At 66.7% G+C, this 26,428-nt stretch carries 24 protein-coding genes and 1 other RNA gene; 16 read left to right on the top strand and 9 right to left on the bottom strand.

Features of this window, described 5'->3' with window-relative positions; translation table 11 throughout:
- Positions 1–92: 92 nt before the first annotated feature.
- Positions 93–2,351: an NADP-dependent malic enzyme gene (locus tag GGR45_RS00255; RefSeq protein ID WP_175313234.1), complete on the bottom strand. Its 2,259-nt coding sequence runs from the start codon at positions 2,349–2,351 to the stop codon at positions 93–95.
- A gap of 634 nt (positions 2,352–2,985) precedes the next feature.
- Here GGR45_RS00255 and mutS point away from each other — a divergent pair.
- Positions 2,986–5,556 (top strand): DNA mismatch repair protein MutS, encoded by a 2,571-nt coding sequence (gene mutS, locus GGR45_RS00250; RefSeq protein WP_175314110.1) that lies wholly within the window; start codon positions 2,986–2,988, stop codon positions 5,554–5,556.
- Between the two features lie 209 nt (positions 5,557–5,765).
- Here the strand turns inward: mutS and ssrA are convergent.
- Positions 5,766–6,112, bottom strand: a transfer-messenger RNA (tmRNA) gene (ssrA, locus tag GGR45_RS00245).
- A gap of 37 nt (positions 6,113–6,149) precedes the next feature.
- Between ssrA and GGR45_RS00240 the strand changes: the two genes are divergently transcribed.
- Positions 6,150–6,581 carry an RrF2 family transcriptional regulator gene (locus GGR45_RS00240; protein WP_175313232.1) on the top strand — a complete coding sequence of 144 codons (432 nt, stop codon included), beginning with the start codon at positions 6,150–6,152 and terminating at the stop codon, positions 6,579–6,581.
- Positions 6,582–6,625: 44 nt separating this feature from the next.
- Here GGR45_RS00240 and mscL read toward each other — a convergent pair whose 3' ends face one another.
- Positions 6,626–7,078, bottom strand: coding sequence for a large conductance mechanosensitive channel protein MscL (mscL, locus tag GGR45_RS00235; RefSeq protein WP_175313230.1), 453 nt, complete (start codon positions 7,076–7,078; stop codon positions 6,626–6,628).
- A gap of 106 nt (positions 7,079–7,184) precedes the next feature.
- Between mscL and GGR45_RS00230 the strand changes: the two genes are divergently transcribed.
- Genes GGR45_RS00230 through GGR45_RS00215 form a run of 4 tightly spaced genes read left to right on the top strand, consistent with a single transcriptional unit; the run spans position 7,185 to position 9,885 of the window.
- Positions 7,185–7,778, top strand: a complete 594-nt coding sequence (locus tag GGR45_RS00230; RefSeq protein ID WP_175313227.1) for a LemA family protein — start codon at positions 7,185–7,187, stop codon at positions 7,776–7,778.
- Positions 7,779–7,788: 10 nt separating this feature from the next.
- Entirely contained in the window at positions 7,789–8,688 is a 900-nt protein-coding gene (locus GGR45_RS00225; protein WP_175313225.1) for a TPM domain-containing protein, read from the top strand.
- Position 8,689: 1 nt separating this feature from the next.
- Positions 8,690–9,355: a TPM domain-containing protein gene (locus GGR45_RS00220; RefSeq protein WP_175313223.1), complete on the top strand. Its 666-nt coding sequence runs from the start codon at positions 8,690–8,692 to the stop codon at positions 9,353–9,355.
- Positions 9,352–9,885, top strand: coding sequence for an NUDIX hydrolase (locus GGR45_RS00215; protein ID WP_175313221.1), 534 nt, complete (start codon positions 9,352–9,354; stop codon positions 9,883–9,885). The genes GGR45_RS00220 and GGR45_RS00215 overlap by 4 nt, the downstream gene beginning before the upstream one ends.
- A 434-nt stretch (positions 9,886–10,319) precedes the next feature.
- Here GGR45_RS00215 and GGR45_RS00210 read toward each other — a convergent pair whose 3' ends face one another.
- From GGR45_RS00210 to GGR45_RS00200, 3 genes are all read right to left on the bottom strand, one after another.
- Positions 10,320–10,601: an ETC complex I subunit gene (locus tag GGR45_RS00210; protein ID WP_058715464.1), complete on the bottom strand. Its 282-nt coding sequence runs from the start codon at positions 10,599–10,601 to the stop codon at positions 10,320–10,322.
- Between the two features lie 12 nt (positions 10,602–10,613).
- Positions 10,614–13,064 carry an ATP-dependent helicase HrpB gene (hrpB, locus tag GGR45_RS00205; protein ID WP_175313219.1) on the bottom strand — a complete coding sequence of 817 codons (2,451 nt, stop codon included), beginning with the start codon at positions 13,062–13,064 and terminating at the stop codon, positions 10,614–10,616.
- 108 nt (positions 13,065–13,172) lie between these two features.
- Positions 13,173–14,183: a polyprenyl synthetase family protein gene (locus GGR45_RS00200; protein ID WP_175313217.1), complete on the bottom strand. Its 1,011-nt coding sequence runs from the start codon at positions 14,181–14,183 to the stop codon at positions 13,173–13,175.
- Between the two features lie 109 nt (positions 14,184–14,292).
- Here GGR45_RS00200 and GGR45_RS00195 point away from each other — a divergent pair, with 109 nt between their 5' ends.
- Complete coding sequence (locus GGR45_RS00195; RefSeq protein ID WP_175313215.1) at positions 14,293–14,571, top strand: chorismate mutase; 279 nt, start codon at positions 14,293–14,295, stop codon at positions 14,569–14,571.
- Positions 14,571–15,242 carry a nucleoside/nucleotide kinase family protein gene (locus GGR45_RS00190; RefSeq protein ID WP_175313213.1) on the top strand — a complete coding sequence of 224 codons (672 nt, stop codon included), beginning with the start codon at positions 14,571–14,573 and terminating at the stop codon, positions 15,240–15,242. Before GGR45_RS00195 ends, GGR45_RS00190 begins: the two co-directional genes overlap by 1 nt.
- A 271-nt stretch (positions 15,243–15,513) precedes the next feature.
- Here the strand turns inward: GGR45_RS00190 and GGR45_RS00185 are convergent, their stop codons facing one another.
- On the bottom strand, positions 15,514–16,107 hold the full coding sequence (locus GGR45_RS00185) for an NADPH-dependent FMN reductase (RefSeq protein ID WP_175313210.1): 594 nt from the start codon (positions 16,105–16,107) through the stop codon (positions 15,514–15,516).
- Between the two features lie 111 nt (positions 16,108–16,218).
- Here GGR45_RS00185 and GGR45_RS00180 point away from each other — a divergent pair, with 111 nt between their 5' ends.
- Complete coding sequence (locus tag GGR45_RS00180) at positions 16,219–17,058, top strand: MipA/OmpV family protein (RefSeq protein ID WP_175313208.1); 840 nt, start codon at positions 16,219–16,221, stop codon at positions 17,056–17,058.
- Here GGR45_RS00180 and GGR45_RS00175 read toward each other — a convergent pair.
- Together GGR45_RS00175 and GGR45_RS00170 are read right to left on the bottom strand one after the other, a co-directional pair.
- Positions 17,053–17,238, bottom strand: a complete 186-nt coding sequence (locus GGR45_RS00175; protein WP_175313206.1) for a hypothetical protein — start codon at positions 17,236–17,238, stop codon at positions 17,053–17,055. The two genes, GGR45_RS00180 and GGR45_RS00175, sit on opposite strands and share 6 nt — an antisense overlap.
- A 57-nt stretch (positions 17,239–17,295) precedes the next feature.
- Positions 17,296–17,505, bottom strand: a complete 210-nt coding sequence (locus GGR45_RS00170; protein WP_175313204.1) for a cold-shock protein — start codon at positions 17,503–17,505, stop codon at positions 17,296–17,298.
- A 264-nt stretch (positions 17,506–17,769) separates the two neighbouring features.
- On the opposite strand from GGR45_RS00170, the gene GGR45_RS00165 reads away from it, so the two are divergent.
- The 7 genes from GGR45_RS00165 (at position 17,770) to GGR45_RS00135 (ending at position 26,400) form a co-directional block, all read left to right on the top strand.
- Complete coding sequence (locus GGR45_RS00165; RefSeq protein ID WP_175313202.1) at positions 17,770–19,815, top strand: carbon starvation CstA family protein; 2,046 nt, start codon at positions 17,770–17,772, stop codon at positions 19,813–19,815.
- Positions 19,812–19,994, top strand: a complete 183-nt coding sequence (locus GGR45_RS00160; RefSeq protein WP_175313200.1) for a YbdD/YjiX family protein — start codon at positions 19,812–19,814, stop codon at positions 19,992–19,994. Before GGR45_RS00165 ends, GGR45_RS00160 begins: the two co-directional genes overlap by 4 nt.
- Before the next feature lie 415 nt (positions 19,995–20,409).
- On the top strand, positions 20,410–20,607 hold the full coding sequence (secE, locus tag GGR45_RS00155) for a preprotein translocase subunit SecE (protein ID WP_175313198.1): 198 nt from the start codon (positions 20,410–20,412) through the stop codon (positions 20,605–20,607).
- Between the two features lie 10 nt (positions 20,608–20,617).
- Complete coding sequence (gene nusG, locus GGR45_RS00150) at positions 20,618–21,154, top strand: transcription termination/antitermination protein NusG (RefSeq protein WP_175313196.1); 537 nt, start codon at positions 20,618–20,620, stop codon at positions 21,152–21,154.
- A gap of 334 nt (positions 21,155–21,488) precedes the next feature.
- Entirely contained in the window at positions 21,489–23,588 is a 2,100-nt protein-coding gene (locus tag GGR45_RS00145) for a RelA/SpoT family protein (RefSeq protein WP_175313195.1), read from the top strand.
- A gap of 372 nt (positions 23,589–23,960) precedes the next feature.
- A complete protein-coding gene (locus tag GGR45_RS00140) occupies positions 23,961–25,376 on the top strand; it encodes a M48 family metalloprotease (RefSeq protein WP_175313194.1) in 1,416 nt (471 codons plus the stop codon).
- Positions 25,377–25,410: 34 nt separating this feature from the next.
- A complete protein-coding gene (locus GGR45_RS00135; protein WP_175313191.1) occupies positions 25,411–26,400 on the top strand; it encodes a glycosyltransferase family 2 protein in 990 nt (329 codons plus the stop codon).
- Positions 26,401–26,428 lie beyond the last annotated feature (28 nt).

Raw genomic sequence — 26,428 nt, 5'->3', positions numbered from 1 at the left:
TTCGCATGGTCCCCCTCCCCGTACCGGGGAGGATAAAAAAAGGGCCGGGCAGCCTCTCGCTGCCCAGCCCCTTTCCTACCGATCCCCGGAGATCAGCGCGCGATGCCGCCCGCCGCCAGCACCGCCAGCGTGACGAGATCGCCCGCGGTCGAGGTCATCGGTGCGATCTGCACCGGCTTTTCCATGCCAATCAGCATCGGGCCGATCATGCTGTCGCCGCCCAGCTCGCGCAGCAGCTTGGCCGAGATGTTCGCCGACTGAAGCCCCGGCATGATGAGCACATTCGCTGGCCCCGACAGGCGCGAGAAGGGGAAATTCGCCATCTGCTTGGGGTTCAGCGCGACGTCGGGGGCCATGTCGCCCTCATATTCGAAACCAACCTGCCGCTTGTCGAGCGCCGCCACACCGTCGCGGACATTGTCGATCCACTGGCCTTCGGGGTTGCCGAAGGTGGAGTAGGACAGGAAGGCCACGCGCGGCTCATGCCCCATGCGACGCGCCACCGCGGCGGTGCGCTCGGCGATGTCGGCCAGCTCCTCGCCCGAGGGACGCTCGTTGACCGTGGTGTCGGCGATGAAGACGGTGTGGCTCTGACCCACCAGCAGATGGATACCGAACGGCACCTTGCCGTCGACCGGATCGATCACCCGGCGGATTTCGCGGAAGCTCTGGGCATAGGTGCGGGTGATGCCGGTGATCATCGCATCGGCCTGCCCCAGTTGCAGCATCACCGAGCCGAAGATGTTGCGATCCTGGTTGATGAGCCGCTCGGCATCACGACGCAGATAGCCACGCCGCTGGAGCCGTTCGTACAGGAAGTCGACCATCTGCGGCACCATCTCCGAGGTGCGGCTGTTGTGGACCTCATATTCCTTGGGGTTGGTGACGCCCAGCGCCTTGAGGCGGTCATAGACGTCGTCGCGCCCGACCAGCACCGGGGTGCCGTAACCGCCTTCCTTGAAGGCGATGGCGGCGCGCAGCACGACTTCCTCCTCGCCCTCGGCGAACAGCACGCGCTTGGGATGCGCACGGGCACCTTCATAAGCCAGCGTCAGCACCGAGGTGGTCGGGTTGAGACGCGCGCGCAGCTTCTGGCGATAGGCCTCCATGTCGAGGATCGGCCGCGTCGCCACGCCCGAATCCATCGCCGCCTTGGCCACCGCAGAGGGGACCAGTTCCATCAGGCGCGGGTCGAACGGCGCGGGAATGATGTATTCGGGGCCGAATGTGTGCTGCGTGCCGTAAGCCAGCGCGACTTCCTCGGGCACGCGCTGGCGCGCCAGTTCGGCGATGGCGTTGGCGGCAGCGATCTTCATCTCGTCATTGATGCCGGTCGCGCGCACGTCGAGCGCACCGCGGAAGATGAAGGGGAAGCCGATGACGTTGTTGACCTGGTTCGGATAGTCCGAACGCCCGGTCGCGACGATCGCGTCGGGTCGCGCCGCCTTGGCGAGTTCGGGGCGGATCTCCGGTTCCGGATTGGCCATGGCGAAGATGATCGGCGAGGGCGCCATGTCCTTGACCATCTCGGGCTTAAGCGCGCCCGCCGCCGACAGGCCCAGGAACACGTCCGCGCCCGACAGCGCCTCGGTCAGGGTGCGGCGGTCGGTGGCGGCGGCGTGCGCCGACTGCCACTGGTTGATGTCCTCGCGGCCCTGATAGATCACGCCGGTGCGGTCGCACATGATGACGTTTTCGTGGCGGACGCCCATCGCCTTCATCAGCTCGGTACAGGCGATCGCCGCCGCGCCCGCGCCGTTGACCACGACCTTGATCTCGTCCAACCGCCGCTTGGTCAGCAGACAGGCGTTGATAAGCCCCGCCGCGCAGATGATCGCGGTGCCGTGCTGGTCGTCATGGAAGACCGGGATGTTCATCCGCTCGCGCAGCGTCTGCTCGATGATGAAGCATTCGGGGGCCTTGATGTCCTCCAGGTTGATGCCGCCGAAGCTCGGCTCCATCAACTCGATCGCGTCGATGATCCGGTCGACATCCTCGGTCTTCAGCTCGATATCGATCGAGTCGACGTCGGCGAACCGCTTGAAGAGCACCGCCTTGCCCTCCATCACCGGCTTGGACGCGAGCGCGCCCAGATTGCCCAGGCCCAGGATGGCGGTGCCGTTGGAGATGACCGCGACGAGATTGCCCTTGGCGGTATAGTCATAGGCGGTGGCGGGGTCTTCGGCGATGGCGAGCACCGGCACCGCGACGCCGGGCGAATAGGCCAGCGCCAGGTCGCGCTGCGTCGCCATCGGCTTGGACGCGATGATCTCGATCTTGCCGGGGCGTCCCTCGGAATGGAACAGCAGGGCCTCGCGCTCGGAAAACTGGTCGGTGGGTTCGTCGGTCATGCGCGCGGCCTTCGATGCTGTGGATAGAGGGACGCTACGGCTCTTGAAGCTTTCGGTTCCGGCTGACAACCCTGTCGCGCGCGACTTTTGCTGCCCTAGGCAAGGCAAGCCATCAGCCGTATAAGGTCGGCCATGGAGCATGAGCCCGGCATTTTCGAGCGCCATGACCAACAGGCGGAATACGCTGCGGACCTACGGGCATGGGCGGATTTTGGGGCTGGACGCTATTACGAGCACGCGGTCGTTGCGCGTTGGCTGCAAACATGGGGTACACCGGAACGGGTGCCGTTTCGCGAATGGCTCGCAGCGAACAGTTGATCGCTTACCCCTTCGGCCGCCATTGGGCCTTGACCTCGGGCAGATCGACATTCAGTCCCCCTTCAATTCCTCCCCTGCAAGGGGAGGGGGACCATGCACAGCATGGTGGAGGGGTGTCCCCGGTCGTGATCGTTGACCGACTCCTCAGGCCGGGACACCCCTCCGTCAGGCCTTCGGCCTGCCACCTCCCCTTCCAGGGGAGGAATGAAATGAATGTTGGTTCTCCCTAGCCCGATCGCCTTAGCGCATCGGCGCTATCCATACCGCCGCCTAGCCCGATTCTGGAAAACACGTTTCAATGACCACCCCTACCCCGATGATGGCGCAGTATTTGACGCTGAAGGCCGAGGCCGAGGATTGCCTGCTCTTCTATCGGATGGGCGATTTCTTCGAGCTGTTCTTCGATGATGCGCGGATCGCCTCGGGCGTGCTCGACATCGCGCTGACCTCGCGCGGGGAGCATGGCGGCGAGAAAATTCCGATGTGCGGCGTGCCGGTCCATGCCGCGACCGCTTATCTGCAGCGCCTCATCAAGGCTGGGCACCGCGTCGCCATCGCCGAACAAACCGAGACGCCAGCGGAAGCCAAGGCCCGCGGCGGGTCCAAGGCGCTGGTGTCGCGCGGCATCGTGCGGGTGGTGACGGCGGGAACGCTGACCGAGGAGGCCTTGCTCGACGCCAAAAGCGACAATTGGTGCGTCGCGATCGGCGAGGCGGGCGGCACGGTGGCGCTGGCCGCCGCCGATATCTCGACCGGGCGGTTCGTGGTGATCGACGTGAAGGCCGATGCGCTGGGGGCCGAACTCGCCCGCCTGGCCGCCGCCGAGGTGGTCGCGGCCGAAAATGCCGCGCACGCCGATGCGGCCACCACGCTGCGCCCCTCCGCGACGTTCGACAGCGGCCAGGGCGAGGATCGGCTGAAGCGGCTTTACGGCGTCGCGACGCTGGACGGTTTCGGCCAGTTCAGCCGGGCCGGGCTGTCGGCGGCAGGCGGGCTGGTCGCCTATCTCGACCATACGGCCAAGGGCGCGCTGCCCTTCCTCCGCCCGCCGGTCCTCTCCCAGGCGGCAGGCGCGATGGCGATCGATGCGGCGACGCGCGAGAGCCTGGAGCTGACCCAGACGGCCAATGGCCAGCGCAAGGGCTCGCTGCTCGACGCGGTGGACCGAACGGTGACGGGCGCAGGCGCGCGGGCGCTGGCGGGCGATATCGGCGCGCCGCTGATGGACCGCGATGCGATCGAGGCGCGGCTCGATCTGGTCCAGCATTTCCATGACGATGCCGCGCTGCGCGAAAGGTTGCGGGCGGCGTTGCGGGCGCTGCCCGATATCGGCCGTGCCATTGGCCGGATCGCGGCGGGGCGGGGCAGCCCCCGCGACCTGGGGCAGCTGCGCGACGGGCTGGACGGGGCCTGGGCGTTGTCGGAGCAGTTGAGCAATGGCCCTCCCCTGCTGCGCGAGACGACGCCCCGGCTGCGCGGGCATGGCGAATTGATCGACCTGCTCCGCCGCGCGCTTGTCCCCTCGCCCCCCATCGAGGCGAGCGAGGGCGGCTATATCGCGGCGGGCTATGACGTGGCGCTCGACGACCTGCGCGATGCCGGAGCCGGGGGCCGCCGCGCCATCGCCGCGCTGGAGGCCGAGTTTCGCCAGAAGACCGGCATCACCGCGCTGAAGATCCGCCATAACGGCGTGCTCGGCTATCATGTCGAGGTGCCCGCGCGCTCGGCCGATGCGCTGATGAAGCCGGACTCGGGCTTCACCCACCGCCAGACGCTGGCGGGCGTGGTCCGCTTCAACACCCCCGAACTGCACGAGGTCGCCAGCAAGGTGGCGCAGGCGGGCGCCCATGCGCTCGCTGCCGAAGCCGCGCATCTCGAGGAGCTGACCACCGCCGCGCTCGCCTCGCGCGAGGCCATCGCCGCGACGGCGGACGCGCTGGCCCGGCTGGACGTCGCGAGCGGCCTGGCCGAACGCGCGGTCGAGGGCGGCTGGGTCCGGCCCGAACTGGTCGACCATAGCTGTTTCGAGGTGACGGGCGGGCGCCATCCGGTGGTCGAGGCGGCAGTGGCGCGTTCGGGCGAGCGGTTCGTTGCCAATGACTGCCAGTTGTCGGAGGCCTCGCGGCTCTGGCTGGTCACCGGCCCCAATATGGGCGGCAAGTCGACCTTCCTGCGCCAGAACGCGCTGATCGCGGTGCTGGCGCAGGCGGGCTCCTATGTCCCCGCGACCCATGCTCGGATCGGGCTGGTCGACCGGCTGTTCAGCCGGGTAGGCGCGTCGGACAATCTGGCGCGGGGGCGCTCCACCTTCATGGTCGAGATGGTCGAGACCGCCGCGATCCTGGCGCAGGCAACGCCGCGCAGCTTCGTGATCCTCGACGAGGTGGGGCGCGGCACCTCCACCTATGACGGGCTTGCCATTGCCTGGGCGGTGGTCGAGGCGATCCATGAGGATAATCGCTGCCGCTGCCTGTTCGCGACCCATTATCACGAGCTGACCCGGTTGGCCGAACGGTGCGAGGCTTTGACGCTCCACCATGTCCGCGCGCGCGAATGGAAGGGCGAGCTGGTCCTGCTGCACGAGGTTTCGGAGGGGCCTGCCGATCGATCCTATGGCCTGGCGGTGGCGCGGCTGGCGGGGATGCCCCCGACGACGGTGGCGCGTGCCAAGGCTGTGCTGGCGAAGCTGGAAGCGGGCCGCGCCAAAACGGGCGGGCTGGCGGCGGGGCTGGACGACCTGCCGCTCTTCGCCGCCGCCGTGCAGGCCGAGGAGGAGCAGTGCGACGCGATCCGGGCCGAGGTGGAGAAACTGGACGTCGACGCGCTGTCGCCGCGTGAGGCACTGGATGCGCTGTATAAACTGAAGGCATTGGCGCGGGAGGGGTAAACTAGCCCTTCAAATACCCCCAACCCCCGTTCAGCCTGAGCGGCGCCGAAGGCCACGCCCCCGTGTCGCCGCAAGCGCAACCCGCGCACTTTGACTTCGCTCAGTGCGAACGGAGGTTGGGGCTAGCTGGCAAGGTGCCCAGCGCCCACCATCACATCAAAATCGGGGAAAGTGGGGAGCTTCTGTTGCCCGGTGCTCCCCGTACCGCTGGAATCCCCTTCTGTTGCCCGGTGGGGTCCGACCGCGCTATTTTGGTGTAATCTCAGGCCGTGAGGCCCTCAATTACGCCGCAATCGCGAGTGCTTCGTTATCGTTGGCACTTGTGTGTAATGGGCCGTTGCGGTGGTCCCATTCCGAACGAAAACAGCGCTTTTCAACACACGTCGATCCTGGTTCGGCCCCGTCAGAAACGGTGTCCAGATACACCACCTTATGGTGGAGCCGCCGGGTACTGCCCCCGGGTCCGCTGCGTCTATTACTCGCCGCAGTTTATCGTCATAGCCGGGTGAAACCCGGCAAGACGGATATAGGTAGCCTCTGGCTTTTACGCAAATGCCTTTCGCTCGCCCTATTTTGGGTCCATGGAAGCGGCCATGTTGACCCAGCGGTCCCGTTATGCGCTGCGCGCGATGCTGTTCCTCGCAGAGATGCCGCCTGCCGGTCCGCCGACATCGATGACGCGCATTGCGGCCGAGGCCAATGTGCCTCGCAAGTTCCTGGAGCTGATTCTCGCCGACCTGAAAGGCGCGCAGCTGCTCGATAGCCAGCGGGGCAAGATGGGCGGATACCGCCTGGCGCGGCCTGCGCATCTGATCTCGCTGGGCGACATCATCCGCACGATCGAAGGGCCGCTGGCGCTTGTCCCTTGCGTCAGCCGGACCGCCTATCGCCCCTGCAATGACTGCAAGAGCGAAGCTGACTGCGCCATCCGCCACGCGATGATGCGGGTGCGCGACGAGACGGCGCGGATTCTCGACGGCACCAGCCTGGCGGACGCCACCGCCCGAAAGCTGGCGGCGGCATAAACACGTCACTTCCCCCCCTTGCAGGGGAGGAACGGGAGATGTCCTTACCCCCGCCGCGCGCGCAGTTCGTCGCGGATTTCGCGAAGCAGCGCGACATCGGCCGGTTCGGCCTTGGGCTCCTCGGCCGCCTTGGCCTTTTCATGCTCGAACAGGGCGGTCGCGCGGTTCACCGTGCGAACGAGCAGGAAGATGATGAAGGCGACGATCACGAAATTGACCGCCTGCGTCACGAACGCGCCATATCCCAGCAGCGGCACCCCCGCCTTCTTCAGCGCGGCATAATCGGTCAGCGAACCGGTATAGGTCGCGGGCACCGGCCCCATGCGCAGAAAATAGCTGGAGAAATCCAGCCCGCCGAAAACCTTGCCGATCACCGGCATCAACACGTCGTCGGTCAGCGACGTCACGATCTTGCTGAACGCCGCCCCGATGATCACCGCCACCGCCAGGTCCAAGACATTGCCCCGCGCGATGAAGGCGCGAAATTCCTTGAGCATCGCCGCTCCCTTTGTTTCCGTGACGATAGGGTATCGTCGCTTTTCCCCTTCGCCAAGCGGCCCGGGCGTCTTATATGAACCGGACAGTTGACGGAGGAATATTCGAATGCGTCGTCCCGTTCTTGCCCTGACCCCGGTCGTGATGGCCGTCGCTCTGTCCGGCTGCGGCATGAACAGCGTGCCCACGGCGGAGGAAAATGTGAACGCGAAATGGGCCGACGTCCAGGCCGCCTATCAGCGCCGCGCCAACCTGATCCCCAATCTGGAGGCGACCGTGAAGGGCGCCGCCGCATCGGAAAAGGCGATCCTGACCGATGTGGTCAACGCGCGCGCCAAGGCGACCTCGGTCCAGGTGAACAGCGCCGACCTGTCCGACCCCGCCAAGATGCAGCAGTTTGCGCAGGCGCAGGGCCAGCTCAGCGGCTCGCTCAGCCGGTTGCTCGCCAATGTCGAGGCCTATCCGAACCTGAAGAGCCAGGACAATTTCCAGACCCTGATGAGCCAGCTCGAAGCCACCGAGAACCGCATCAACATCGCAATCGGCGATTATAACAAGGCGGTGCAGGCCTACAACACCCGCATCCGCACCTTCCCCGACGCGATCGGCGCGAAGGTGTTCTACGGCGCCAAGCCCAAGGCGCCCTATCAGGCGACCACGCCGGGGGCCGAGAACGCACCCAAGGTGAATTTCGGCGCCTGATCGCACATCCATGCCCCGGTTCACCCGGCTGCTCCGCCCGGTCCTTGGGCTCTGGCTGATCCTCTGCGCCGTCCCCGTGATGGCGCAGAGTTTTCCCAAGTTCGACGGGCTGGTCGTCGATGCGGCGAACAAGATCGACCCTGCGACCAAAGCGCAGCTCGAGCAGAAGCTGGAGTCGCTGCAAAAGGATACCGGCCGCCAGCTGGTCGTCGCGACCATTCCCGACCTGCAGGGCTATCCGATCGAGGATTATGGCTATCGGCTGGGCCGGGCTTGGGGCGTCGGGCTAAAGGATGCCGATAATGGCGCGATCCTGTTCGTCGCCCCCAATGAAGGCAAGGGGCAGCGCGGCCCCCGGCTGGAGGTGGGACGCGGGCTTGAGCCGATCCTGACCGACGCCTGGTCATCGCAGATGATCCGCACCCTGATGATCCCCCGCCTGCGTGAGTCGGGCGACATATCGGGGGCGCTGAATGCAGGGGCGGACGCCGTGATCGCGCAGCTCCGCGCGTCGCCGGAAGAGGCGCAGGCGAAGGTGACCGAGGCCGCCAAGCAGTTCGATCGCCAGCATCGGCGCGGCGGCGGCGATTCCAACGGCTTTCCGATCCTGATCGTGCTGGTCATCTTTATCGGCGGCTTCGTGGTGCTTTCGATCCTGCGTCGCAAGCAGGGCCAGCGCTTCCACGACGACGATGATGACGATCGCGGCGGCGGGGGCGGTCGTCGTGGCGGCGGGGGCTGGCCGATCATTCTCTGGGGTCCCGGCTGGGGCAGCGGCGGCGGATCAGGCGGCGGCTGGAGTTCGGGCGGATCGTCGGGCGGGGGCAGCGACGGATCGTGGTTCGGCGGCGGCTTTACCGGCGGCGGGGGCGGTGATTTCGGCGGCGGCGGCGCATCGGGGGATTGGTGAGATGTTGAGCGAAGCCGATAGCGATCTGGTCACCGCCGCCGTCGCGCGCGCCGAGGCGATGACCGATGCCGAGATCGTCACCATCGTCGCACCCCGGTCGGACGAGTATCGTGACGTTGCACTGTGGTTTGCCGTACCTGCCATGCTGCTGGTGCCGCTGTTCGCCGCGCTGTTTCCCGATCTGGGGCTCAAGCTGCTCGCTCTGGTCCATGATGCATGGAGCGCGCCGGGCGAGGACCTGATCCTGGGGGCGTTGATGCTCGTACAAATCCTCGTCTTCGGCCTGGTCTTCGCGCTGCTCGGTCCCTTCACGCGCCGGATCGCGCTGGTGCCCCGCAGCATCCGCCATGCCCGCGTTCGGGCGCGCGCGGTCCTGCTCTTCCGCGTCTCGGCCGAGCGGCGGACCGACAGCCGCTATGGCGTGCTGCTCTATCTGTCCGAGGACGAGCATATGGCCGAGATCGTCGCCGACTCCGGGCTGACCGGCAAGGTAGGGCCGGAAACCTGGGGCAAAGCGATGGCCGTCATGCTGCCCCATGTCGCGCGCGGGAATGTCGGCGAAGGGCTGAGCGCGGCGGTCGAACGTATCGGGCTTGTGCTGGCGGCGCATTTCCCCAAGACGGCGGCCGACACCAACGAACTGCCGGACAGACCCATCTCGCTATGACCGATCCCCGCATGGACGCTCCGCTCGAAACCCTGGCCGAGGGGCGGTTCCTGGCGCTTCGCAAGCGTGGCACCTGGGAATATGCCGACCGCCCGCGCGATATCCGCGCCGCCGTGATCCTGGCGATCGAGGATGAGCATATCCTGCTGGTCGAGCAATTTCGTATCCCGCTGGGCGCACCCTGCCTGGAGATGCCTGCGGGCCTGATCGGTGACGAGACCGAGGGCGAAGCGGTGATCGACGGCGCCGCGCGCGAGTTGGAGGAGGAAACCGGCTATCGCCCGTCGCGGATCGAGGCGCTGGGCGAATTCTGTTCCTCGCCGGGGATGACGTCGGAGCGGTTCACGCTGGTTCGTGCGACCGGCCTGGTGAAGGTCGGCGAAGGCGGTGGCGATTCGGACGAGCAGATCGTCGTGCACCGGGTGAAGCTGTCCGAGGTTCTGGCGTTCATCGCGGAGCGCCGTGCGGCGGGTGTGGTGATGGATGCCAAGCTGCTTCTGCTGTTGGGTGGCGGCATCCTGGGCTTTTGAGTTCGCGCGAAGCCGCGAGGACGCGAAGAAGATTTATCGCGCGGAGGCGCGGAGGGACCGTGCTCGCGGCAGCGAAATATCTTTTCAACAGCCATTTCTGGCGCGATTCCGATGCCACCGGACACGGCGCCTCCGCGCTCTCTGCGCCTCTGCGCGAACCCATTCTGATTCTTCGCGCCATCGCGGCTTCGCGCGAGCAATGGCGACACACCGGAACCCACGAGTAGCCCTAGAGAAGGCCGGTTCGCGCAGAGGCGTGGAGGACGCAGAGGGGTATCGCGCGCGGCAGCAGAGACAATCTTCAACAAGCCGATGATGACGCGGTTCGGCTGCCGCCGGGTGCGACACCTCCGCGCTTCCGCGAGAACCAATCTTCTCAAGCGCTGCGCGCGGGAAAGAAAAAGCGCCCCGGTTTCAACCGGAGCGCTCAAAACTCAACGGAAATTGTCGGCGTAGCTTTGCAGCTTCAACGTCTTTTGCGGCGTCGGCACGACATGGTGGTCGAGTCCTTCGCGCTGGCAATAGGCGATCGCCTCTTCCAGCGTCGCGAAGGTCAGGCGCACCTGTTCCTGCGTGTCGCCGCTACCGGCCCAGCCGGTCAGGGGATCGGGCTTTTTCGCCTCGACGGGTTCGAATTCGAGTTGCCAGCGATCGGTCCGGTACTTGCCGGATTGCATCGCGTTCTTGGGGCGCTGGAAGATGCGAGCAGTGGCCATAATTCTTGTCCCTTATCGCGAACCGGCGGCTCTTGCATCCGCCTTTTTCGTGCGCAGCGTCGCAGAAGCCGCCGCCGGGTCGTCGGGCCAGGGATGGCGGGGATAACGGCCACGCATTTCCTTGGCCACCGCGCTCCAGCTTCCGGCCCAGAAGCCCGGCAGGTCGCGTGTCGTCTGGATCGGCCGACCGGCGGGCGAAGTGAGGCTGAGGACCAGCGGCACGCACTCGGCCCCGATCACCGGATGCGTTGCCAGACCGAACAGCGCCTGCACGCGAAGCTCGACGCGAGGGCCACCTTCGGCCGCATAATCAATCGCATGGGTGCTGCCCGCCGGACTGGTGAAGTGCGAAGGCGCCATCGAATCGATCCGCCGCTGGTCGTTCCAGTCGACGAGGTTGCGGATCGCCTCGGTCAGTGCGCCGGGCGCGATAGCGTCCAGCCGCCGCTTGCCCGCCACTAACGCGGGCAGCCAGTCGTCCAGCCGTTCGATCAGCGTCTCATCGTCCAACGCCACCCCGGCATAGGCCGCGCGCGCGCGGTAGGCCCCTGCCCCGTCGCTCCATGGGAGAAGTGACAGGCCGTGAGTCCGCACCCCCTCGACCAGCGCCGCCGCAATGGCTTCGGGCGATGCCCCCGAATCGGGGCCGCTCGAAAGGCGAAGGCTGCCCAATCGCCGTTCGCGCAGCGTCTCGACGCCGCCGATCGCGGGGTTGAAGGTAACGGTGCGCCGCGCCTCGATCCGGTCGGCGAACAGCGCTTCGACCGTGGCGAGGTCGATCGGCGCGGCGGACAGAATGCGCGCGCCTGAGGCCGCCCCTTGCGTCTCCCCCACCGCCAACCACTCCGAACTCGCCAGTCCCGACGCCGGATCGAGCCGAAAGCCGCGCCCGCCCACGCTCGCCCAATTCTCCCCCGTGCCGTCACGACGTCGCGCCACCCGGTCAGGATAGGCGAGCGCAAGGCAGACGCCCGCCGCATGGTCCCATGTCTCCTGTTCGACAGGCTTGGGGGCGATGCTTGTCCAGCGCTTCGCCATCTGCCGCGCCGCCTCCGCCTTGGGGCCGCGCTCGGTCCGCCAGCGGCGCAGGCGCTGCTCGATATCGACATCCTGACCGCCGATGCCGCGCTCGCCGAGCAGCACGGCAACCTCGGCCGCGACGGCGGCAAGACCGCGTTCGCCGCCGCGGATCAGCATATGCGCCAGGCGCGGCGGCATGGGCAGCGCGGCGATCGCCTTGCCATGCCCGGTCGGGCGGCCGGTGTCGTCGAGCGCCTCCAACACGGTCAGCCGCGTGCGGGCTTCGGCGACAGCGGCCTCGGGCGGCGGGTCGAGCCAGGGCAGCGCACGCGGATCGCCGACGCCCCAGAGCGCGGTGCCGAGCAGCAGCGCCGACAGGTCCGCCTCCAGAATTTCAGGGGGGTCGAAACGCGGCAGACCCGCCGTCGCCGCTTCCTCCCACAGGCGATAGGCGACGCCGGGCGACTGGCGCGCGGCGCGGCCCGCGCGCTGGATGACGGCGGCCTGGCTGGCACGCTCGGTGACGAGCCGGGTCATCCCCGCCGCACGGTCGTAGCGCGGACGGCGCGCCAGCCCCGAATCGACGACGATCCGCACCCCGTCGAGCGTCAGGCTGGTTTCCGCGATCGAGGTGGCCAGCACGATCCGCCGCCGCCCCTCGGGATCGCGCCGGATCGCCGCGCGCTGCGCCGCCGGGTCGAGCGAGCCGTGGAGTTCGTGGATCGCGATGTCGGCGGGCAGGCTGGCCAGCCGCTCGGCGGTCCGCGCGATCTCGGCGGTGCCGGGCAGGAAGGCAAGGATGTCGCCCTCTGTTTCCTCCTGAAGCGCCCGGCGAATGGCGGCGGCAACCGAGTCCTCGATGCGGGCCTCCGCCGCCCGGCCGAGATGGCGCAGGGTCAGCGGATGGCTGCGCCCCTCGCTCTCGATGACGGGCGCGTCACCCATCAGGCTGGAGAAGCGGCGACCGTCGAGCGTCGCCGACATGGCGACCAGTCGCAAATCGGGGCGCAATCCTCCTTGCGCATCCAGCGCCAGCGCCAAGCCGAAATCGCCGTCCAGGCTGCGTTCGTGCACTTCGTCGAACAGCACGGCCGACACACCCGCCAGTTCGGGATCGGCCTGGATACGCGCGACGAAGATGCCTTCGGTGACGACGGTCACGCGGGTCGCGGCGCTGACCTTGGTATCCATGCGGGTCGCATAGCCGAAGGTGCGCCCGACCGGCTCCTCGGCAAGCGCCGCCATCCGCTCGGCGGCTGCGCGCGCGGCGAGACGGCGGGGGGAGAGGAGCAGGACCTCGCCTGTGCACCAGGGCTGGCCGAGAAGCGCGGGCGCGACAGCGGTGGTCTTGCCAGCGCCCGGCGGTGCGACGAGGACCGCGTTGGGGGCGTCGGCGAGCGCGGTCAGCAGGTCGGGCAGGACGGCGTTGACGGGCAGGGTCATGGCGGTGCGATACGGGGTTTGGCGGGCGGGGTGAAGGACCTCGTCCGACCAGACCCCACCCTCTGTTCAGCCCGAGCGGAGGATGGGTAAGATGCGGGGTCGAACCGCTCAGTAAGCCCGCGCGACCGCGAACTCGACCGCCTCGATCATCGCCGCCTTGGCCGGTCCATCGGCAAAGCCCCGGATCGCCTCGATCGCCAGGCCGCCATAATGCCGCGCGCGCGCCATCGTGTCGTCGACCGCGCGGCTCTTGCGGACCAGCGCGATGGCGTGGGCGAAGTCCTCGTCCGAGGTGCGCCGTCCTTCGACCGCGTCCTTCCAGAAGGTCCGTTCTTCCTCGTTGCCGCGGGCATAAGCCAGGATCACCGGCAGGGTCATCTTGCCCTCGCGGAAATCGTCGCCCGCATCCTTGCCCATGGTGCCGGCGTCCGAGACATAGTCGATCGCATCGTCGATCAGCTGGAAGGCGATGCCGAGGTTGCGGCCATAGGCCTCCAGCGCCAGTTCCTCCGCCTCGGGCCGCTCGGCGACGACGGCGGCGATGCGGCAGGCGGCGGCGAACAGCGCGGCGGTCTTGGCGTCGATGATCGAGAGATAGCGTTCCTCAGGGAGTCCCACCTGCCGCACGGCGGTCAGCTGGTTCACCTCGCCCTCGGCGATCACGGCGGAGGCGCCCGACAGGATGTTCAGCACCTTCAGGCTGCCCGCATCGACCATCAGCTGGAAGGACCGGCTGAACAGGAAGTCGCCGACCAGCACGCTCGCCGGATTGCCCCAGATGATGTTGGCGGTGCGCCGCCCGCGCCGCAGGTCCGATCCGTCGACGACATCGTCGTGGAGCAAGGTGGCGGTGTGGATGAACTCGACCGCCGCCGCCAGGACATGGTGGCTGGTGCCCTGATAGCCCAGCAGCTGGGCGCTCGCGAGCGTCAGCATCGGGCGCATCCGCTTGCCCCCGCCCGAGATCAGATGTCCGGCCAGTTGCGGGATCAGCGGAATCTCCGACCGCATCCGGTCGACGATAACCTGGTTCACGGCGTTCATGTCGTTGGCCACCAGCCGGATCATCGGGTCCAGCGAGGGCGCAGGCTTGGCGAGGCGGGTGGCGGTTACGGTCATGGGCAGGTAAGAGCCTCTGGCGACAACGCTTGCCGAACGCAAGCCTAAGCGCGAAAGGGCGTGCGTGAATTCATGTGCCGCGCACATGCCAGAGGGAGCTACGCCACTCATGTCCGACACCGTGCTGACCGGCTATCGCCAGTCGATCGACAATATCGACGCCGCACTGGTCTTCATGCTGGCCGAGCGGTTCAAGATCACCCAGGCGGTCGGACGGTACAAGGCGGAAAACGAGTTGCCCCCCGCCGATCCGGGCCGCGAAGAGGCGCAGATCGCCCGCTTGCGCCAATTGGCGAGCGATGCGCAGCTCGACCCCGAATTTTCCGAGAAATTCCTGCGCTTCATCATCGACGAGGTGATCCGCCACCACGAAAGGCTGCGCGGCTGATGGCGTTCCTGCTGGCGATCGAGGGCGCGGACGGCGCTGGCAAGGCGACCGCGACGGCGGCGGTGACGCAGCGGCTGAACGCGGCCGGGCTGTCGGCGGCGGCGCTGTCCTTTCCGCGCTATGCCGAGACGGTCGGCGGCTGGGCGCTGGGCGAGTATCTGGCGGGTCGCCTGCCCCATGCGGCGGCGCCCGAGACGGCCGCGACGCTCTATGCGCTCGACCGATTCGAATCGCGCCCGCATCTGATCGAACTGGCGGAGGCCCACGACGTCATCGTGTTCGACCGCTATATCGCGTCGAACATGGCCTATCAGGCCGCGCAGGTTCCGCCCGAGCGGGCCGGGACGCTGCTGCAATGGATCGAGCAGTTGGAGACGGTCCAGTTCCGGCTGCCCGCCCCTCATCTGTCGGTCTATCTCGACACGCCGCTCGACGTAGCGCGCGACCTGATCGCCCGCAAGCACAAGCGGAGTTATACCGACGACACCTATGACGCGTATGAAGCCGATCTGGGGCTTCAGGCGCGTGTGCGGGCGAACTATGCCGCGATGGCGGACGGCGCGATGCTGGGCGAATGGGCGACCGTGTCGACGGTGGCGCACGGGGCTCTGCGTGACCCGGCGGAGATCGCGGACGAGATCACCGCGCTGGTGACGGGGCGCCTGGGCTAACCTGTTCCCCGGCGAAGGCCAGGCGGGGGATAAAATCATTTATCTCACGCGAAGCCGCGATGGCGCGAAGAGAAAATGTTGGTTCGCGCGGAGGCACGGAGAGCGCGGAGGTGTCGTACCTGCGGCGCTTGCCGCCCTTCTTCCTTGAGCGATCGAGGAAAGAGGACTGCGCGCTGCCGCGCGATACATCTCTGCGTCCTCCGCGCCTCTGCGCGAACAAAACCTTCGCGGCTTTGCGGCTTCGCGTGAACCAAGATTCCGGAGACGCCGCTCAGTTCGACGCGCGGATCGTCCCCGCCAGCGGGGCGAAGCGGGCGACCTGCTGGCCGACCAGGCGCAACTGCCCCTCGACCGCCGGGTCGCTGATCCGGCCTTCCTCATTGAAGCGGGTCTGCTGCGTGTTCACCGCCGCCGCGAAGGGCGTCGGCCAGCCGCGCAATGCATGGACGATCGAGCGCAGCGCCGCGATGGTCGAACCCGTCGCCTGCCAGCCATAGGCCGTCGCGATCAGCCCCACCGGCAGGTCGGCGAAATAGGGCCGTTCGTCCTTGGCCGTTTCCTCCAGCAGATCGAGCGCGTTCTTCACCAGGCCCGAGATGCTGCCATGATAGCCGGGGCTGGCGATGATGATCGCCGAGGCCTGGCGCACCGTCTCGACAAAGACGCGCTCCGCCTCCGTCCGCTCGCCTGCGCGCGGGTTGTAGAGCGGCAGCCGCGCCAGATCCTCGCCGCCGAAGACATGGGTGCGGAACCCCTCGTCGGCGGCGGCCGTCATCGCGGTGCGCAGCGCGCGCTCGGTCGAGGAGACGCTGCCGATCGTGCCGCCGATGCCGACGACGAGCGGGGAAGAGGATGCGCTGGCCATGCCGAGCCTTTCACCCCGGACCGCGCGGCGGGGCAAGCGCTAAGTTCGCGCAGCCGTTTCCATTGCGACGATGCCGGTCCCGTCCTATCCCAGATGACATGGAGATGAAGGATGCGTGCAGGGACCTTGGGGTTTGCCATGCTGCTGGCCTGTCCGGCCGAAGCGCAGGAGGTGCGCCAAAGCGCACCCCCGCCTGGCGCCGCGACCGGCGCGCCCGGCGGGTGGAGCATCACCATCGGCGCCGCTCCGGTGCTTAGTCCGGCCTGGCAGGGATCGCGTGACATGGCATTGTCGCTATTTCCCGATCTGCGCGTGAATTATGGCGACACGATCTTCGCCTCGGTGCCCGACGGGATCGGGTGGAACGCCGTCAACCGCGACGGCTGGCGTGCGGGACCCCTGGCGAAGATCCGCTTCGGCCGGGACGAGCGCAATGGCGGCTCGCCCTTCCTGATCGCAGGCGGCAGCGACGCGCTGGCGGGCATGGGCGATGTCAAGTCGGCGGGCGAGGTCGGCGGCTTTGTCGAAAAGGCGTTCGGCCCGCGCAGGGCCTGGCGCGCGCGGGCAGAGGTGCGGCAGGGGTTCGGCGGCCATGACGGCGTGGTTGCGGACCTTTCGGCCGCCTATCGCACCCGGATCGGTCGCGCGATCGTCAGCGCGGGGCCGCGCATGACGCTGGCGAGCGATGCCTTCATGCGGACCTATTTCGGCATTTCGGCGGCGCAATCGGCGCGTACCGGACTGACGCCCTATCGCGCGGACGGTGGCGTGCTGTCCTATGGGCTGGGCGGCAATATGGTCCGTCCGCTGGACCGGCGCAGCGCGATCACCCTGTTCACCAGCCTGGAGCGACTGGGCAGCCCCGCCGCCGACTCGCCTCTGATCCGCGAGCGGGGACGGCGGATGCAGGCGACGCTGGGACTGGGATACGGATTCCGCTTCGGCCTATAGCGCCGATCGAGCCGCTGCCGCTGCGCGTCCGAGTTCCGCCCGCTCGGCCCGGACGGCCATCGCGTCCCAGGAAGCGGCGGCACGCTCGCAACGTTCACGGACATTCTGCAAGGTCGCGTCCGCGGCATTGGTCCGTTCGATCTCGGCCTGATTGCGGAAGAAAATGGCATCGCGCGACATGGATTATCCTTTCGGCCATAAAAAAAGCGGCAGCCGGTCCGGCTGCCGCTTCGACACTCAAGCGGGCTGGAGATTGACCGCCGCCATCTTTCCGCGGCGATCCTGCTCCAGTTCGTAGGAGATCCGCTGATCCTGGTTCAGCGTGATCATACCCGCGCGCTCGACCGCGCTGATATGGACAAAGGCGTCTGCGCCGCCATTTTCGGGGGCGATGAAGCCATAACCCTTGTCAGCGTTGAAGAATTTGACGGTTCCGGTGATGCTCATATTCGTTCCTTCATGATGATGAACCCGGTGCGAGGCCGAATTCGGGGCCGCGGTGCAGGGAAAGAAGGAACGAGCCGCAAAGCAGAGAACCGTCGATTTGCGACTTTAGCAGCATGAGATGTGGGCCTCCTGATCTAAATCTACAAGGCCGACCGGAAAATATCCTTTCCCACGCGCCTATGCCGAAGCCGACTTTCGGGGTGGTGTGCATCCGCTGGAGGGTTAGAAAGGCGGTCAAGAGCATAACAGGAGGACCGACCCGGCATGACGAAGCACCTTCCCTGGATAGCATTGGCAATCGTCGGAGCGGGGGCGTTGGGCGTGGTGGCGAGCGTTCGCGGCGAGCCCGTCAACGCGCTGTGGATCGTGGCCGCCGCCGTCTCGGTCTATCTGATCGCCTATCGTTACTATGCGCTGTTCATCGCACGGGTGATCGGCATCGACCCCAGCCGCCCCACCCCGGCAATCCGCCGCGCCGATGGCCTCGACTATGTCGCGACGGACCGCACCGTGTTGTTCGGCCATCACTTCGCCGCGATCGCGGGCGCGGGGCCTTTGGTGGGGCCGGTGCTGGCGGCGCAGATGGGCTATCTGCCGGGGACGCTGTGGATATTGGCGGGCGTCGTGCTGGCGGGTGCGGTACAGGATTTCCTGGTCCTGTTCCTGTCGATGCGGCGCGACGGGCGTTCGCTGGGCGAACTGATTCGCATGGAGATGGGGCCTGTGGCGGGCACCATCGCGCTGTTCGGTGCCTTCATGATCATGGTCATCATCCTGGCCGTGCTGGCGCTGATCGTCGTGCGCGCGCTGGCCGAAAGCCCCTGGGGCCTGTTCACGGTGGCCGCCACCGTGCCGCTGGCCATGCTGATGGGCGGCTATACCCGCTGGGTGCGGCCGGGGAAGATCGGCGAGGTGTCGATCATCGGCTTTATCGGCCTGATCCTCGCCATCGTCTATGGCCAATCGGTCGCGCAGTCGGCCGTGCTGGCGCCGCTGTTCACCTTCACGCCGGTGCAGCTCTGCTTCCTGCTGATCGGCTACGGCGCAGTCGCCTCGGTCCTGCCGGTATGGCTGCTGCTCGCCCCGCGTGATTACCTTTCGACCTTCCTCAAGATCGGCGCGATCCTGGCGCTGGCCATCGGCATCGTCATCATGGCGCCGCCGCTCAAGATGCCGGCGCTGACCAAGTTCATCGACGGCAGCGGGCCGGTCTGGGCGGGGCCGCTTTTCCCCTTCCTGTTCATCACCATCGCGTGCGGCGCGGTGTCGGGCTTCCACGCGCTGATCGCCAGCGGCACCACGCCCAAGCTGATCGCCAGCGAGAAGGACGCGCCCTTCATCGGATATGGCGCGATGCTGATGGAAAGCGCCGTCGCGATCATGGCGCTGGTCGCCGCCTCGATCCTCGATCCGGGCGTCTATTTTGCGATGAACGCGCCCGCCGCGGTGCTGGGCACCGATCCGGCCAGCGCCGCCGCGGCCGTCACCGCGATGGGCTTCCCCATCTCGGCCGACACGCTGACGCAGGTCGCCAAGGACGTGGGCGAGCATACCATCATCTCCCGCGCGGGCGGCGCGCCGACGCTGGCGGTGGCGATGGCGGAGATTTTCAGCCACCTGTTCGGCGGACAGGCGATGAAGGCCTTCTGGTATCACTTCGCCATCCTGTTCGAGGCGCTGTTCATCCTGACCGCCGTCGATGCCGGCACCCGCGCTGGGCGGTTCATGCTGCAGGACCTGATCGGGCTGGTCGTTCCCGGCTTTCGGGGATCGTCGAAGGTCGCGCCGGGTCTGATCGCGACCGCCCTGTGCGTCGCGGCCTGGGGCTTCTTCCTCTATCAGGGCGTCACCGATCCGCTGGGCGGGGTGAATACGCTATGGCCGCTGTTCGGCATCTCCAACCAGATGCTCGCCGCCGTGGCGCTGATGCTGGCAACGGTGGTGCTGTTCCGGATGAAGAAGGACCGCTACGCCTGGATCACCGTGATCCCGACCGTCTGGCTGCTCGCCTGCACGCTGACCGCGGGATGGCTGAAGATTTTTTCAGCCGACCCGCGCGTCGGCTTCCTCGCCCATGCCGACAAGTTCGCCAGCGCGGCGGCGCAAGGCAAAGTGCTGCCCCCTGCCAAGACCATGGCGGAGATGGGGCGGATCGTGTTCAACGACCGGATCGACGCCGGGCTGTGCGCGATCTTCCTGGGCGTGGTGCTGGCGATCCTGATCTATGCCGTGCGCACCTGCCTGATCGCGCGCAGGATCGACCGGCCGAGCGTGACCGAAGTACCGCCGGAAATGGTCGCCGCCGAATGAGCTGGCTGTCCCGCCTGCGCGAGATCGGCAATGCCATGGTCGGGATGCCGAGCTATGACGCCTATGTGGCGCATATGGCGGCCAAGCATCCCGACCGCGAGCCGATGGACGAGGTGACCTTCTTCCGCGAGCGGCAACAGGCGCGCTATGGCGGGAAGAATGGCGGGCGCTGCTGCTGATTGTTCACGCGAAGCCGCGAGGACGCGAAGAGGAAGAAGGTTGGTTCGCGCGGAGACGCGGAGGGAAAGAGTGAGCGCCCCTACTCCAAGCTCCGCTCAGCCTGAACAGCGGTTTGGATGAGGGACCGTGAAAACCGCCACTCCCCCTCTGCGTCCTTCGCGCCTCTGCGCGAACCTCAAAATCTCCGCGTCTTCGCGTCTCCGCACGAACCAAAAACCTTCGCGCCATCGCGGCTCCGCGTGAACAGCAAACCCCTACCCCGCCCCCACCCTTGCCTTTTACCCAAGCCACGGCTACATCGCGTTCCCATCCGAACAGCGCGGACGGACCTTTCGTCGCAGGCCCCTTGGGCAGGCGACGGCGGACCCATGCCCCGCTGACAGTAATTTCAACGCAGGTGCGGGAACGGCACGAGTGGCGAAGACGACCCCCATCGAATTCATCCAGCAGGTCAGGACCGAGACCAAGAAGGTCGTCTGGCCGACGCGGCGCGAAACGGTGATGACCGGCGTGATGGTTGTGGTGATGACCACGATCCTGGCCATCTTCTTCCTGGCGGTCGACTCGTTCTTCGAGGCGTTGGTCCGCGCGCTGCTGTCGCTCGCGAAGTAAAAGGGTTCTCATGGCGCGCTGGTACATCATCCACGCTTATTCCGGTTTCGAGGGCAAGGTCCGCGATTCGATCATGGCCGAGGCGACCCGTCTGGGCCTCGACCATCTCGTCGCGCAGATCGAAGTCCCGACCGAGACCGTGACCGAGGCCCGCCGCGGCAAAAAGATCGCGGTCGAGCGCAAGTTCATGCCCGGTTACGTGCTCGCCAAGCTCGACATGAACGATCAGGTCTATCACCTGGTCAAGAACACCCCCAAGGTGACTGGCTTCCTGGGCGCGATGGGCAAGCCGCAAGCGATCAGCGAGGCGGAAGCCACGCGGATGCTGAATTCCAAGGAAGAAGCCGCCGCCGCCCCGAAGCACAAGGTCAAGGTCGATTACGAAATCGGCGACGCGGTCAAGGTGCTCGAAGGCCCCTTCGCCAGCTTCAACGGCGTGGTCGAGGAACTGGATTTCGACAAGTCCAAGGTCAAGGTGTCGGTGTCGATCTTCGGCCGCGCGACCCCGGTGGAACTGGATTTCGAGCAGGTCGAACGCTCGAAGTAAGCCTGTCGGATCGACGGAACAGGGGCCGGGGCGGCGACGCCACCGGCCCTTTTCTTATGGCTAGCGGGGTCGTCGGAAAACGAGATGCCACCCGCGCGCGAATGCCATGTGCTTCGACATCGCTAGGTGCGAACGGCGTGAGGCTTGGTCGAGCGTGCGCGAGGATGCGCGTTTCCTGACACCGCCCCCCAGCCGTTCCTCCCGGCCCCGTTCGGGCTGAGCGATGTCGAAACACGTGCCGGTCCCTGCCGCGAGAGCTTGAGAAGGCCTTCCGATCACCCTGATCGCATCAAAAATGTTGCAATGCGTATCCCTACCCCGCAAATCTGATTTCGTGCTCCGCCAGTATGAACTCGTCGACCGCGTGCTCGACTATGACCCCCAAGCCGATGAGGCGCTGCTCAATCGCGCCTATGTCTTCTCGATGAAGGCGCATGGCAGCCAGAAGCGTGCCTCGGGCGATCCCTATTTCAGCCATCCGATCGAGGTGGCGGGCATCCTGACCGACCTGCACCTGGATGACGAGACGATCGCGACCGCCATCCTGCACGACACAATCGAGGATACCGTCGCCACCTATGACGAGATCGAGCGGCTGTTCGGTCCCAATGTCGCGCGGCTGGTCGACGGCGTGACCAAGCTGTCCAAGATCGAGGCGCAGACCGAGAGCGAGCGCGCCGCCGAGAATCTGCGCAAGTTCCTGCTCGCCATGTCGGACGACATCCGCGTGCTGCTGGTGAAGCTGGCCGACCGGCTGCACAATATGCGCACGCTCCATCACATCGCGAAGCCGGAAAAGCGCCGCCGCATCGCGAAGGAGACGATGGACATCTATGCCCCGCTCGCCGAGCGGATCGGCATGTACGAGTTCATGAAGGAGATGCAGATGCTTTCCTTCCAGCAGCTCGAACCCGAAGCCTATGAATCGATCACGCTTCGCCTTGCGCAGATGAAGGAGGGCGGCGGCGACCGGATAGCCAAGATCGCGTCGGGCCTGAAGCTGCTGATGTCGCGCGGCGGCGTGGAGGCGGACGTGACGGGGCGCGAGAAATCCGCCTTCTCGATCTTCCGCAAGATGAACGAGCGGCACATCAATTTCGAGCAGCTGTCCGACGTCATGGCGTTCCGCGCGATCGTGCCGACCGAGGAGGATTGCTACCGCGTGCTCGGCCTGATCCATCGCCGCTGGCCGATGGTGCCGGGGCGGTTCAAGGATTATATCTCGACGCCCAAGCGCAACGGTTACCGATCGCTGCACACCAGCGTCATCCATGCCGACAATGCACGGATCGAGATTCAGATTCGCACGCCCGAAATGCATGCCGAGGCCGATTTCGGCCTGGCCGCGCATTGGACCTATAAACAGGCGACGCGCCACGACGCGCAGGTCAGCTGGATTCGCGACCTGGTCGAAATCCTCGACACCTCGGGCAGCCCCGAAGAGCTGATCGAACATACGAAGATGGCGATGTACCAGGATCGCATCTTCGCCTTCACCCCCAAGGGCGAGCTGATCCAGTTGCCCAAGGGCGCGACGCCGATCGACTTTGCCTATGCCGTGCACACCGATCTGGGCGATCAGGCCGTGGGGGCCAAGCTGAACGGCCGTGTCGTGCCGTTGTCGACCGTGATCTCCAATGGCGACCAGGTCCAGATTTTGCGCTCGGCCGGGCAGACGCCGCAGGCCAATTGGCTGAACCTGGCGATCACCGGCAAGGCGCTGGCCGCAATCCGCCGCCACCTGCGCCATGCCGAGCGCGCCGAGCAGGTCACGCTCGGCACCAAGCTTTATGAGGATATCGTCCGCCGCCTGCCCGCCCAGATCGGGGCGGATGCGCTGACCCATGCGCTCCAGCGGCTGAAGATGCCCGACGAGGCACATCTGATGATCGCCATCGCGCGTCGCACCGTTTCCGACGCCGCCGTCATGGAGGCGCTGATGCCCGGATCGGCGGGCGCGGACGTTGCCGCACTGGCGCCACAGTCGAGCGCGATCTCGATCAAAGGATTGACGCCGGGTGTCGCCTATGACCTTGCCCAATGCTGTCATCCGGTGCCGGGGGATCGCATCGTCGGCCTGCGCCGCCCCGATGCGGGGATCGAAGTCCATGCCATCCAGTGCCCGGTGCTGGCCGAACTGGCGGACCGGACCGACGAGGAAACCGACTGGGTCGACGTTTCCTGGGGCGATGACAGCGAGGGCGCGACCGCGCGCATCTCGGTGATGGTCAAGAACGAGCCTGGGGCGCTCGGCATCCTGGCGACGATCATCGGCCAGCATAAGGCGAACATCATCAACGTCCGGCTGGATACGCGCGACACGCGGTTCCACACCAACCTGATCGATGTGGAGGTACACGACGTCCAGCATCTGATGCGCCTGATCGCCGCCTTGCGCGCGGCGGATGTGGTGAGTCTGGTAGAGCGGGTTTAGTTCGCGCGGAGGCGCGGAGGCGCGGAGATGTCTGGCCTCGCCGATCCCGGAATACGACCTTTCGACCGGAAGACGAAGCCGCTTGTTTGAAAAGGGCTGCCGCCTGCACGGGACGAACCGCCTCCGCGTCTCTGCGCCTCCGCGCGAACCCAATCCTCTTCGTTCCCCGGCAAAGGCCGGGACTCAGTTACCGCGAACCATCGCAGGCACCTCCCTCGTAGCGTTTCGCGCGCCATCGGTCGCGTAGAAACTGGATTCCGGCCGTCACCGGGGAACGGGAATCGTGAAATGGAAATGACGCCCCCGTAACAAAATACTGGAACCCGCGCCCGTCACGCGCTTTGAAAAGCGCGAACAGGGAGTCCGTCATCGATGCGTTTCGCCACCGCCGCCGCCATGCTCGCGCTTGTCGCCGCACCCGTTGCCGCACAACAAACGCGCTCCATCTCCGCGTCCGACAAGGCGCAAGGCGCGCAGGCCAATCCCGAACTCGTCAAGCAATATGGCGGCCGCTACACCGGTCCGCAGGCGGCCTTTGTCGAGCGCGTCGGCAAGCGCGTCGCGGTTCAGTCGGGCCTGTCCAACGCGCAAGGCGACTTCATCGTCACCACGCTCAACTCTCCGGTCGAGAACGCCTTCGCGATCCCCGGCGGCTATATCTATGTCACGCGCCAGCTGCTCGCGCTGATGAATTCGGAAGCGGAACTCGCCTCGGTGCTGGGCCACGAAGTCGGCCATGTCGCCGCGCGCCATTCGCAAAGCCGCAACACCCGCTCGACCATCGGCTCGATTTTGGCGGCGGGGGCAGGTCTATTGACCGGCAGCAATCTGGCGACCCAGTTGGTCGGCACCGGCGCGCAGCTCTACACGCTGAAATATGGCCGCGATCAGGAATATCAGGCCGATGGCCTGGGCATCCGCTACATGACCGCCGCGGGCTATGATCCTTATGCCTCGGCCGACATGCTCGCCTCGCTGGCGGCGTCGAGCGATCTGGCGGCACGGACGGCGGGCAAGGACGCCAATGCCATTCCCACCTGGGCCTCCACCCACCCTAACAGCGCCGACCGCGTGCGCCGTGCCGCCGCGCTCGCCAAGCAGACCGGCCGCCCGGAAACCACCCCGCCGCAGGACACCGCCTTCCTGCGGATGCTCGACGGAATGCCCTATGGCGACGATCCCAAGGAAGGCATTGTCGACGGCCAGACCTTCCGCCATCCCGGCCTCAAGCTGAAATTCACCGCTCCGACCGGCTATGCGATCGCCAATAGCAGCGACGCGGTGACGATCGTCGGCCAGGGCGGCCAGGCGGAGATGCGGCTCGCGCAGGGCAGTGACCTAGGCCAGGCGATCACCCAGCGTTTCGGCCAGCTCGGCACCGGCACGCCCTCGGGCCAGCTTCAGAACGGCACGGCCAATGGCATCCCCTATGCCTGGGTCACCACCCGCGCCGCCGCGAACAACCGTGCGGTCGACGCCACGGTGGTCGCCTACCGCTTCCCCTCGGCAACCTATACCTTCACGCTGGTGACGCCAGCTGGCTCGGGGATCGGGCCGTTCCAGCCGCTGCTCGCCTCGGTCGCGCCGCTCTCCACTGCCGAGGCCAATGGCATTCGCGGCAAGAAGATCAGCATCGTCACCGTCAAGGCGGGCGACACGATCGACAGCCTGTCGGCGCGCATGGCCTTTCCCGATCAGCGGCGCGAACGGTTCATCACGCTCAACGGGCTGGACCCGGAACAAGCGCTGACACCGGGTCGTTTGGTCAAGTTGGTCGTCAACGGGTGACGGACGCCTCCGACGCCGCTAAACCGGCGGCGTCATGAAGCGCCCTGCCCTGTCCGTCGTCGTCCCCTGCTATAACGAAGCCGCCTGTCTGGACGTGCTGCACACGCGCATTTCCGGCGCGGCGCGCGCGGCGGTGGGCGAGGATTATGAGATCGTCCTGATCAACGACGGCTCGCGCGACGACAGCTGGCCGGTGATGCAGCGGCTCGCCGCCGCCGATCCGCATCTGGTGGCGATCAACCTGTCGCGCAATCACGGCCACCAGCTCGCCCTGACCGCAGGTCTGGACCTGTGCGCGGGCGAGCAGATCCTTATCATCGACGCCGATCTTCAGGACCCGCCCGAACTGCTGACCGAAATGCGCGCGACCATGGCGGCGCAAGGTGCGGACGTGGTCTATGCCGTACGCCGCAAACGGGCGGGCGAGACGCTGTTCAAAAAGGCGACGGCGGCGGTCTTCTACCGGATGCTCGACCGGCTGACCGACACGCCGATCCCGCTCGACACGGGCGATTTCCGACTGATGAGCAGGCGGGCGCTCGACGCGTTGCAATCGCTGCCCGAACAGGCGCGCTTCATTCGCGGCATGGTCGCCTGGGTCGGCTTTCGCCAGGTTCCCTTCCCCTATGACCGGGCCGAGCGTCATGCCGGCGAGACCCATTATCCCCTGGGCAAGATGATCGCGCTCGCCTTCGACGCCGTCACGGGCTTTTCGACCGCGCCGTTGCGCTGGGCCAGCCATATCGGGCTGGCGCTGACGGCGGCGTCGCTGTTGCTGATCGTCTATATCGCGATCGGCTGGCTGACCGGCTCGGCGGTGCAGGGCTGGACCTCGACCATGCTGGTCACCGTCATCCTGGGCGCGGTGCAGATGTTCGTGCTGGGCATGATCGGCGAATATCTGGGACGGCTCTATATCGAATCGAAGCGCCGCCCGCTCTATCTGGTCGCCGATGTCGCCGGGCCGGTGCAGGGCCATGCCCGGCTGGGCTACAGCGCGCATGAGGGGGCGGCGCCGCGCTGATTAGCCGCCCCGTTCTGCGGGGAGTCGG

This window comes from Sphingomonas zeae (assembly GCF_014197135.1).
Lineage (GTDB): Bacteria > Pseudomonadota > Alphaproteobacteria > Sphingomonadales > Sphingomonadaceae > Sphingomonas > Sphingomonas zeae.
The sequence above is the reverse complement of the archived record's forward strand: the minus strand, read 5'-3'. Positions and strand labels throughout refer to the sequence as shown.

Excerpts from the sequence above, each read along its gene's own strand:
- GGR45_RS00220 (WP_175313223.1), top strand. The coding sequence starts at position 8,690 with ATGTTGAGCGAAGCCGATAGCGATCTGGTCACCGCCGCCGTCGCGCGC.
- GGR45_RS00190 (WP_175313213.1), top strand. The coding sequence starts at position 14,571 with ATGGCGTTCCTGCTGGCGATCGAGGGCGCGGACGGCGCTGGCAAGGCG.
- mscL (WP_175313230.1), bottom strand. The coding sequence starts at position 7,078 with ATGCTCAAGGAATTTCGCGCCTTCATCGCGCGGGGCAATGTCTTGGAC.
- hrpB (WP_175313219.1), bottom strand. The coding sequence starts at position 13,064 with ATGACCCTGCCCGTCAACGCCGTCCTGCCCGACCTGCTGACCGCGCTC.
- GGR45_RS00215 (WP_175313221.1), top strand. The coding sequence starts at position 9,352 with ATGACCGATCCCCGCATGGACGCTCCGCTCGAAACCCTGGCCGAGGGG.
- GGR45_RS00135 (WP_175313191.1), top strand. The coding sequence starts at position 25,411 with ATGAAGCGCCCTGCCCTGTCCGTCGTCGTCCCCTGCTATAACGAAGCC.
- GGR45_RS00175 (WP_175313206.1), bottom strand. The coding sequence starts at position 17,238 with ATGTCGCGCGATGCCATTTTCTTCCGCAATCAGGCCGAGATCGAACGG.
- GGR45_RS00230 (WP_175313227.1), top strand. The coding sequence starts at position 7,185 with ATGCGTCGTCCCGTTCTTGCCCTGACCCCGGTCGTGATGGCCGTCGCT.
- GGR45_RS00240 (WP_175313232.1), top strand. The coding sequence starts at position 6,150 with ATGTTGACCCAGCGGTCCCGTTATGCGCTGCGCGCGATGCTGTTCCTC.
- GGR45_RS00195 (WP_175313215.1), top strand. The coding sequence starts at position 14,293 with ATGTCCGACACCGTGCTGACCGGCTATCGCCAGTCGATCGACAATATC.
- GGR45_RS00185 (WP_175313210.1), bottom strand. The coding sequence starts at position 16,107 with ATGGCCAGCGCATCCTCTTCCCCGCTCGTCGTCGGCATCGGCGGCACG.
- GGR45_RS00255 (WP_175313234.1), bottom strand. The coding sequence starts at position 2,351 with ATGACCGACGAACCCACCGACCAGTTTTCCGAGCGCGAGGCCCTGCTG.
- GGR45_RS00180 (WP_175313208.1), top strand. The coding sequence starts at position 16,219 with ATGCGTGCAGGGACCTTGGGGTTTGCCATGCTGCTGGCCTGTCCGGCC.
- GGR45_RS00200 (WP_175313217.1), bottom strand. The coding sequence starts at position 14,183 with ATGACCGTAACCGCCACCCGCCTCGCCAAGCCTGCGCCCTCGCTGGAC.
- nusG (WP_175313196.1), top strand. The coding sequence starts at position 20,618 with ATGGCGCGCTGGTACATCATCCACGCTTATTCCGGTTTCGAGGGCAAG.
- GGR45_RS00225 (WP_175313225.1), top strand. The coding sequence starts at position 7,789 with ATGCCCCGGTTCACCCGGCTGCTCCGCCCGGTCCTTGGGCTCTGGCTG.
- GGR45_RS00170 (WP_175313204.1), bottom strand. The coding sequence starts at position 17,505 with ATGAGCATCACCGGAACCGTCAAATTCTTCAACGCTGACAAGGGTTAT.
- GGR45_RS00160 (WP_175313200.1), top strand. The coding sequence starts at position 19,812 with ATGAGCTGGCTGTCCCGCCTGCGCGAGATCGGCAATGCCATGGTCGGG.
- GGR45_RS00165 (WP_175313202.1), top strand. The coding sequence starts at position 17,770 with ATGACGAAGCACCTTCCCTGGATAGCATTGGCAATCGTCGGAGCGGGG.
- GGR45_RS00140 (WP_175313194.1), top strand. The coding sequence starts at position 23,961 with ATGCGTTTCGCCACCGCCGCCGCCATGCTCGCGCTTGTCGCCGCACCC.
- mutS (WP_175314110.1), top strand. The coding sequence starts at position 2,986 with ATGATGGCGCAGTATTTGACGCTGAAGGCCGAGGCCGAGGATTGCCTG.
- GGR45_RS00210 (WP_058715464.1), bottom strand. The coding sequence starts at position 10,601 with ATGGCCACTGCTCGCATCTTCCAGCGCCCCAAGAACGCGATGCAATCC.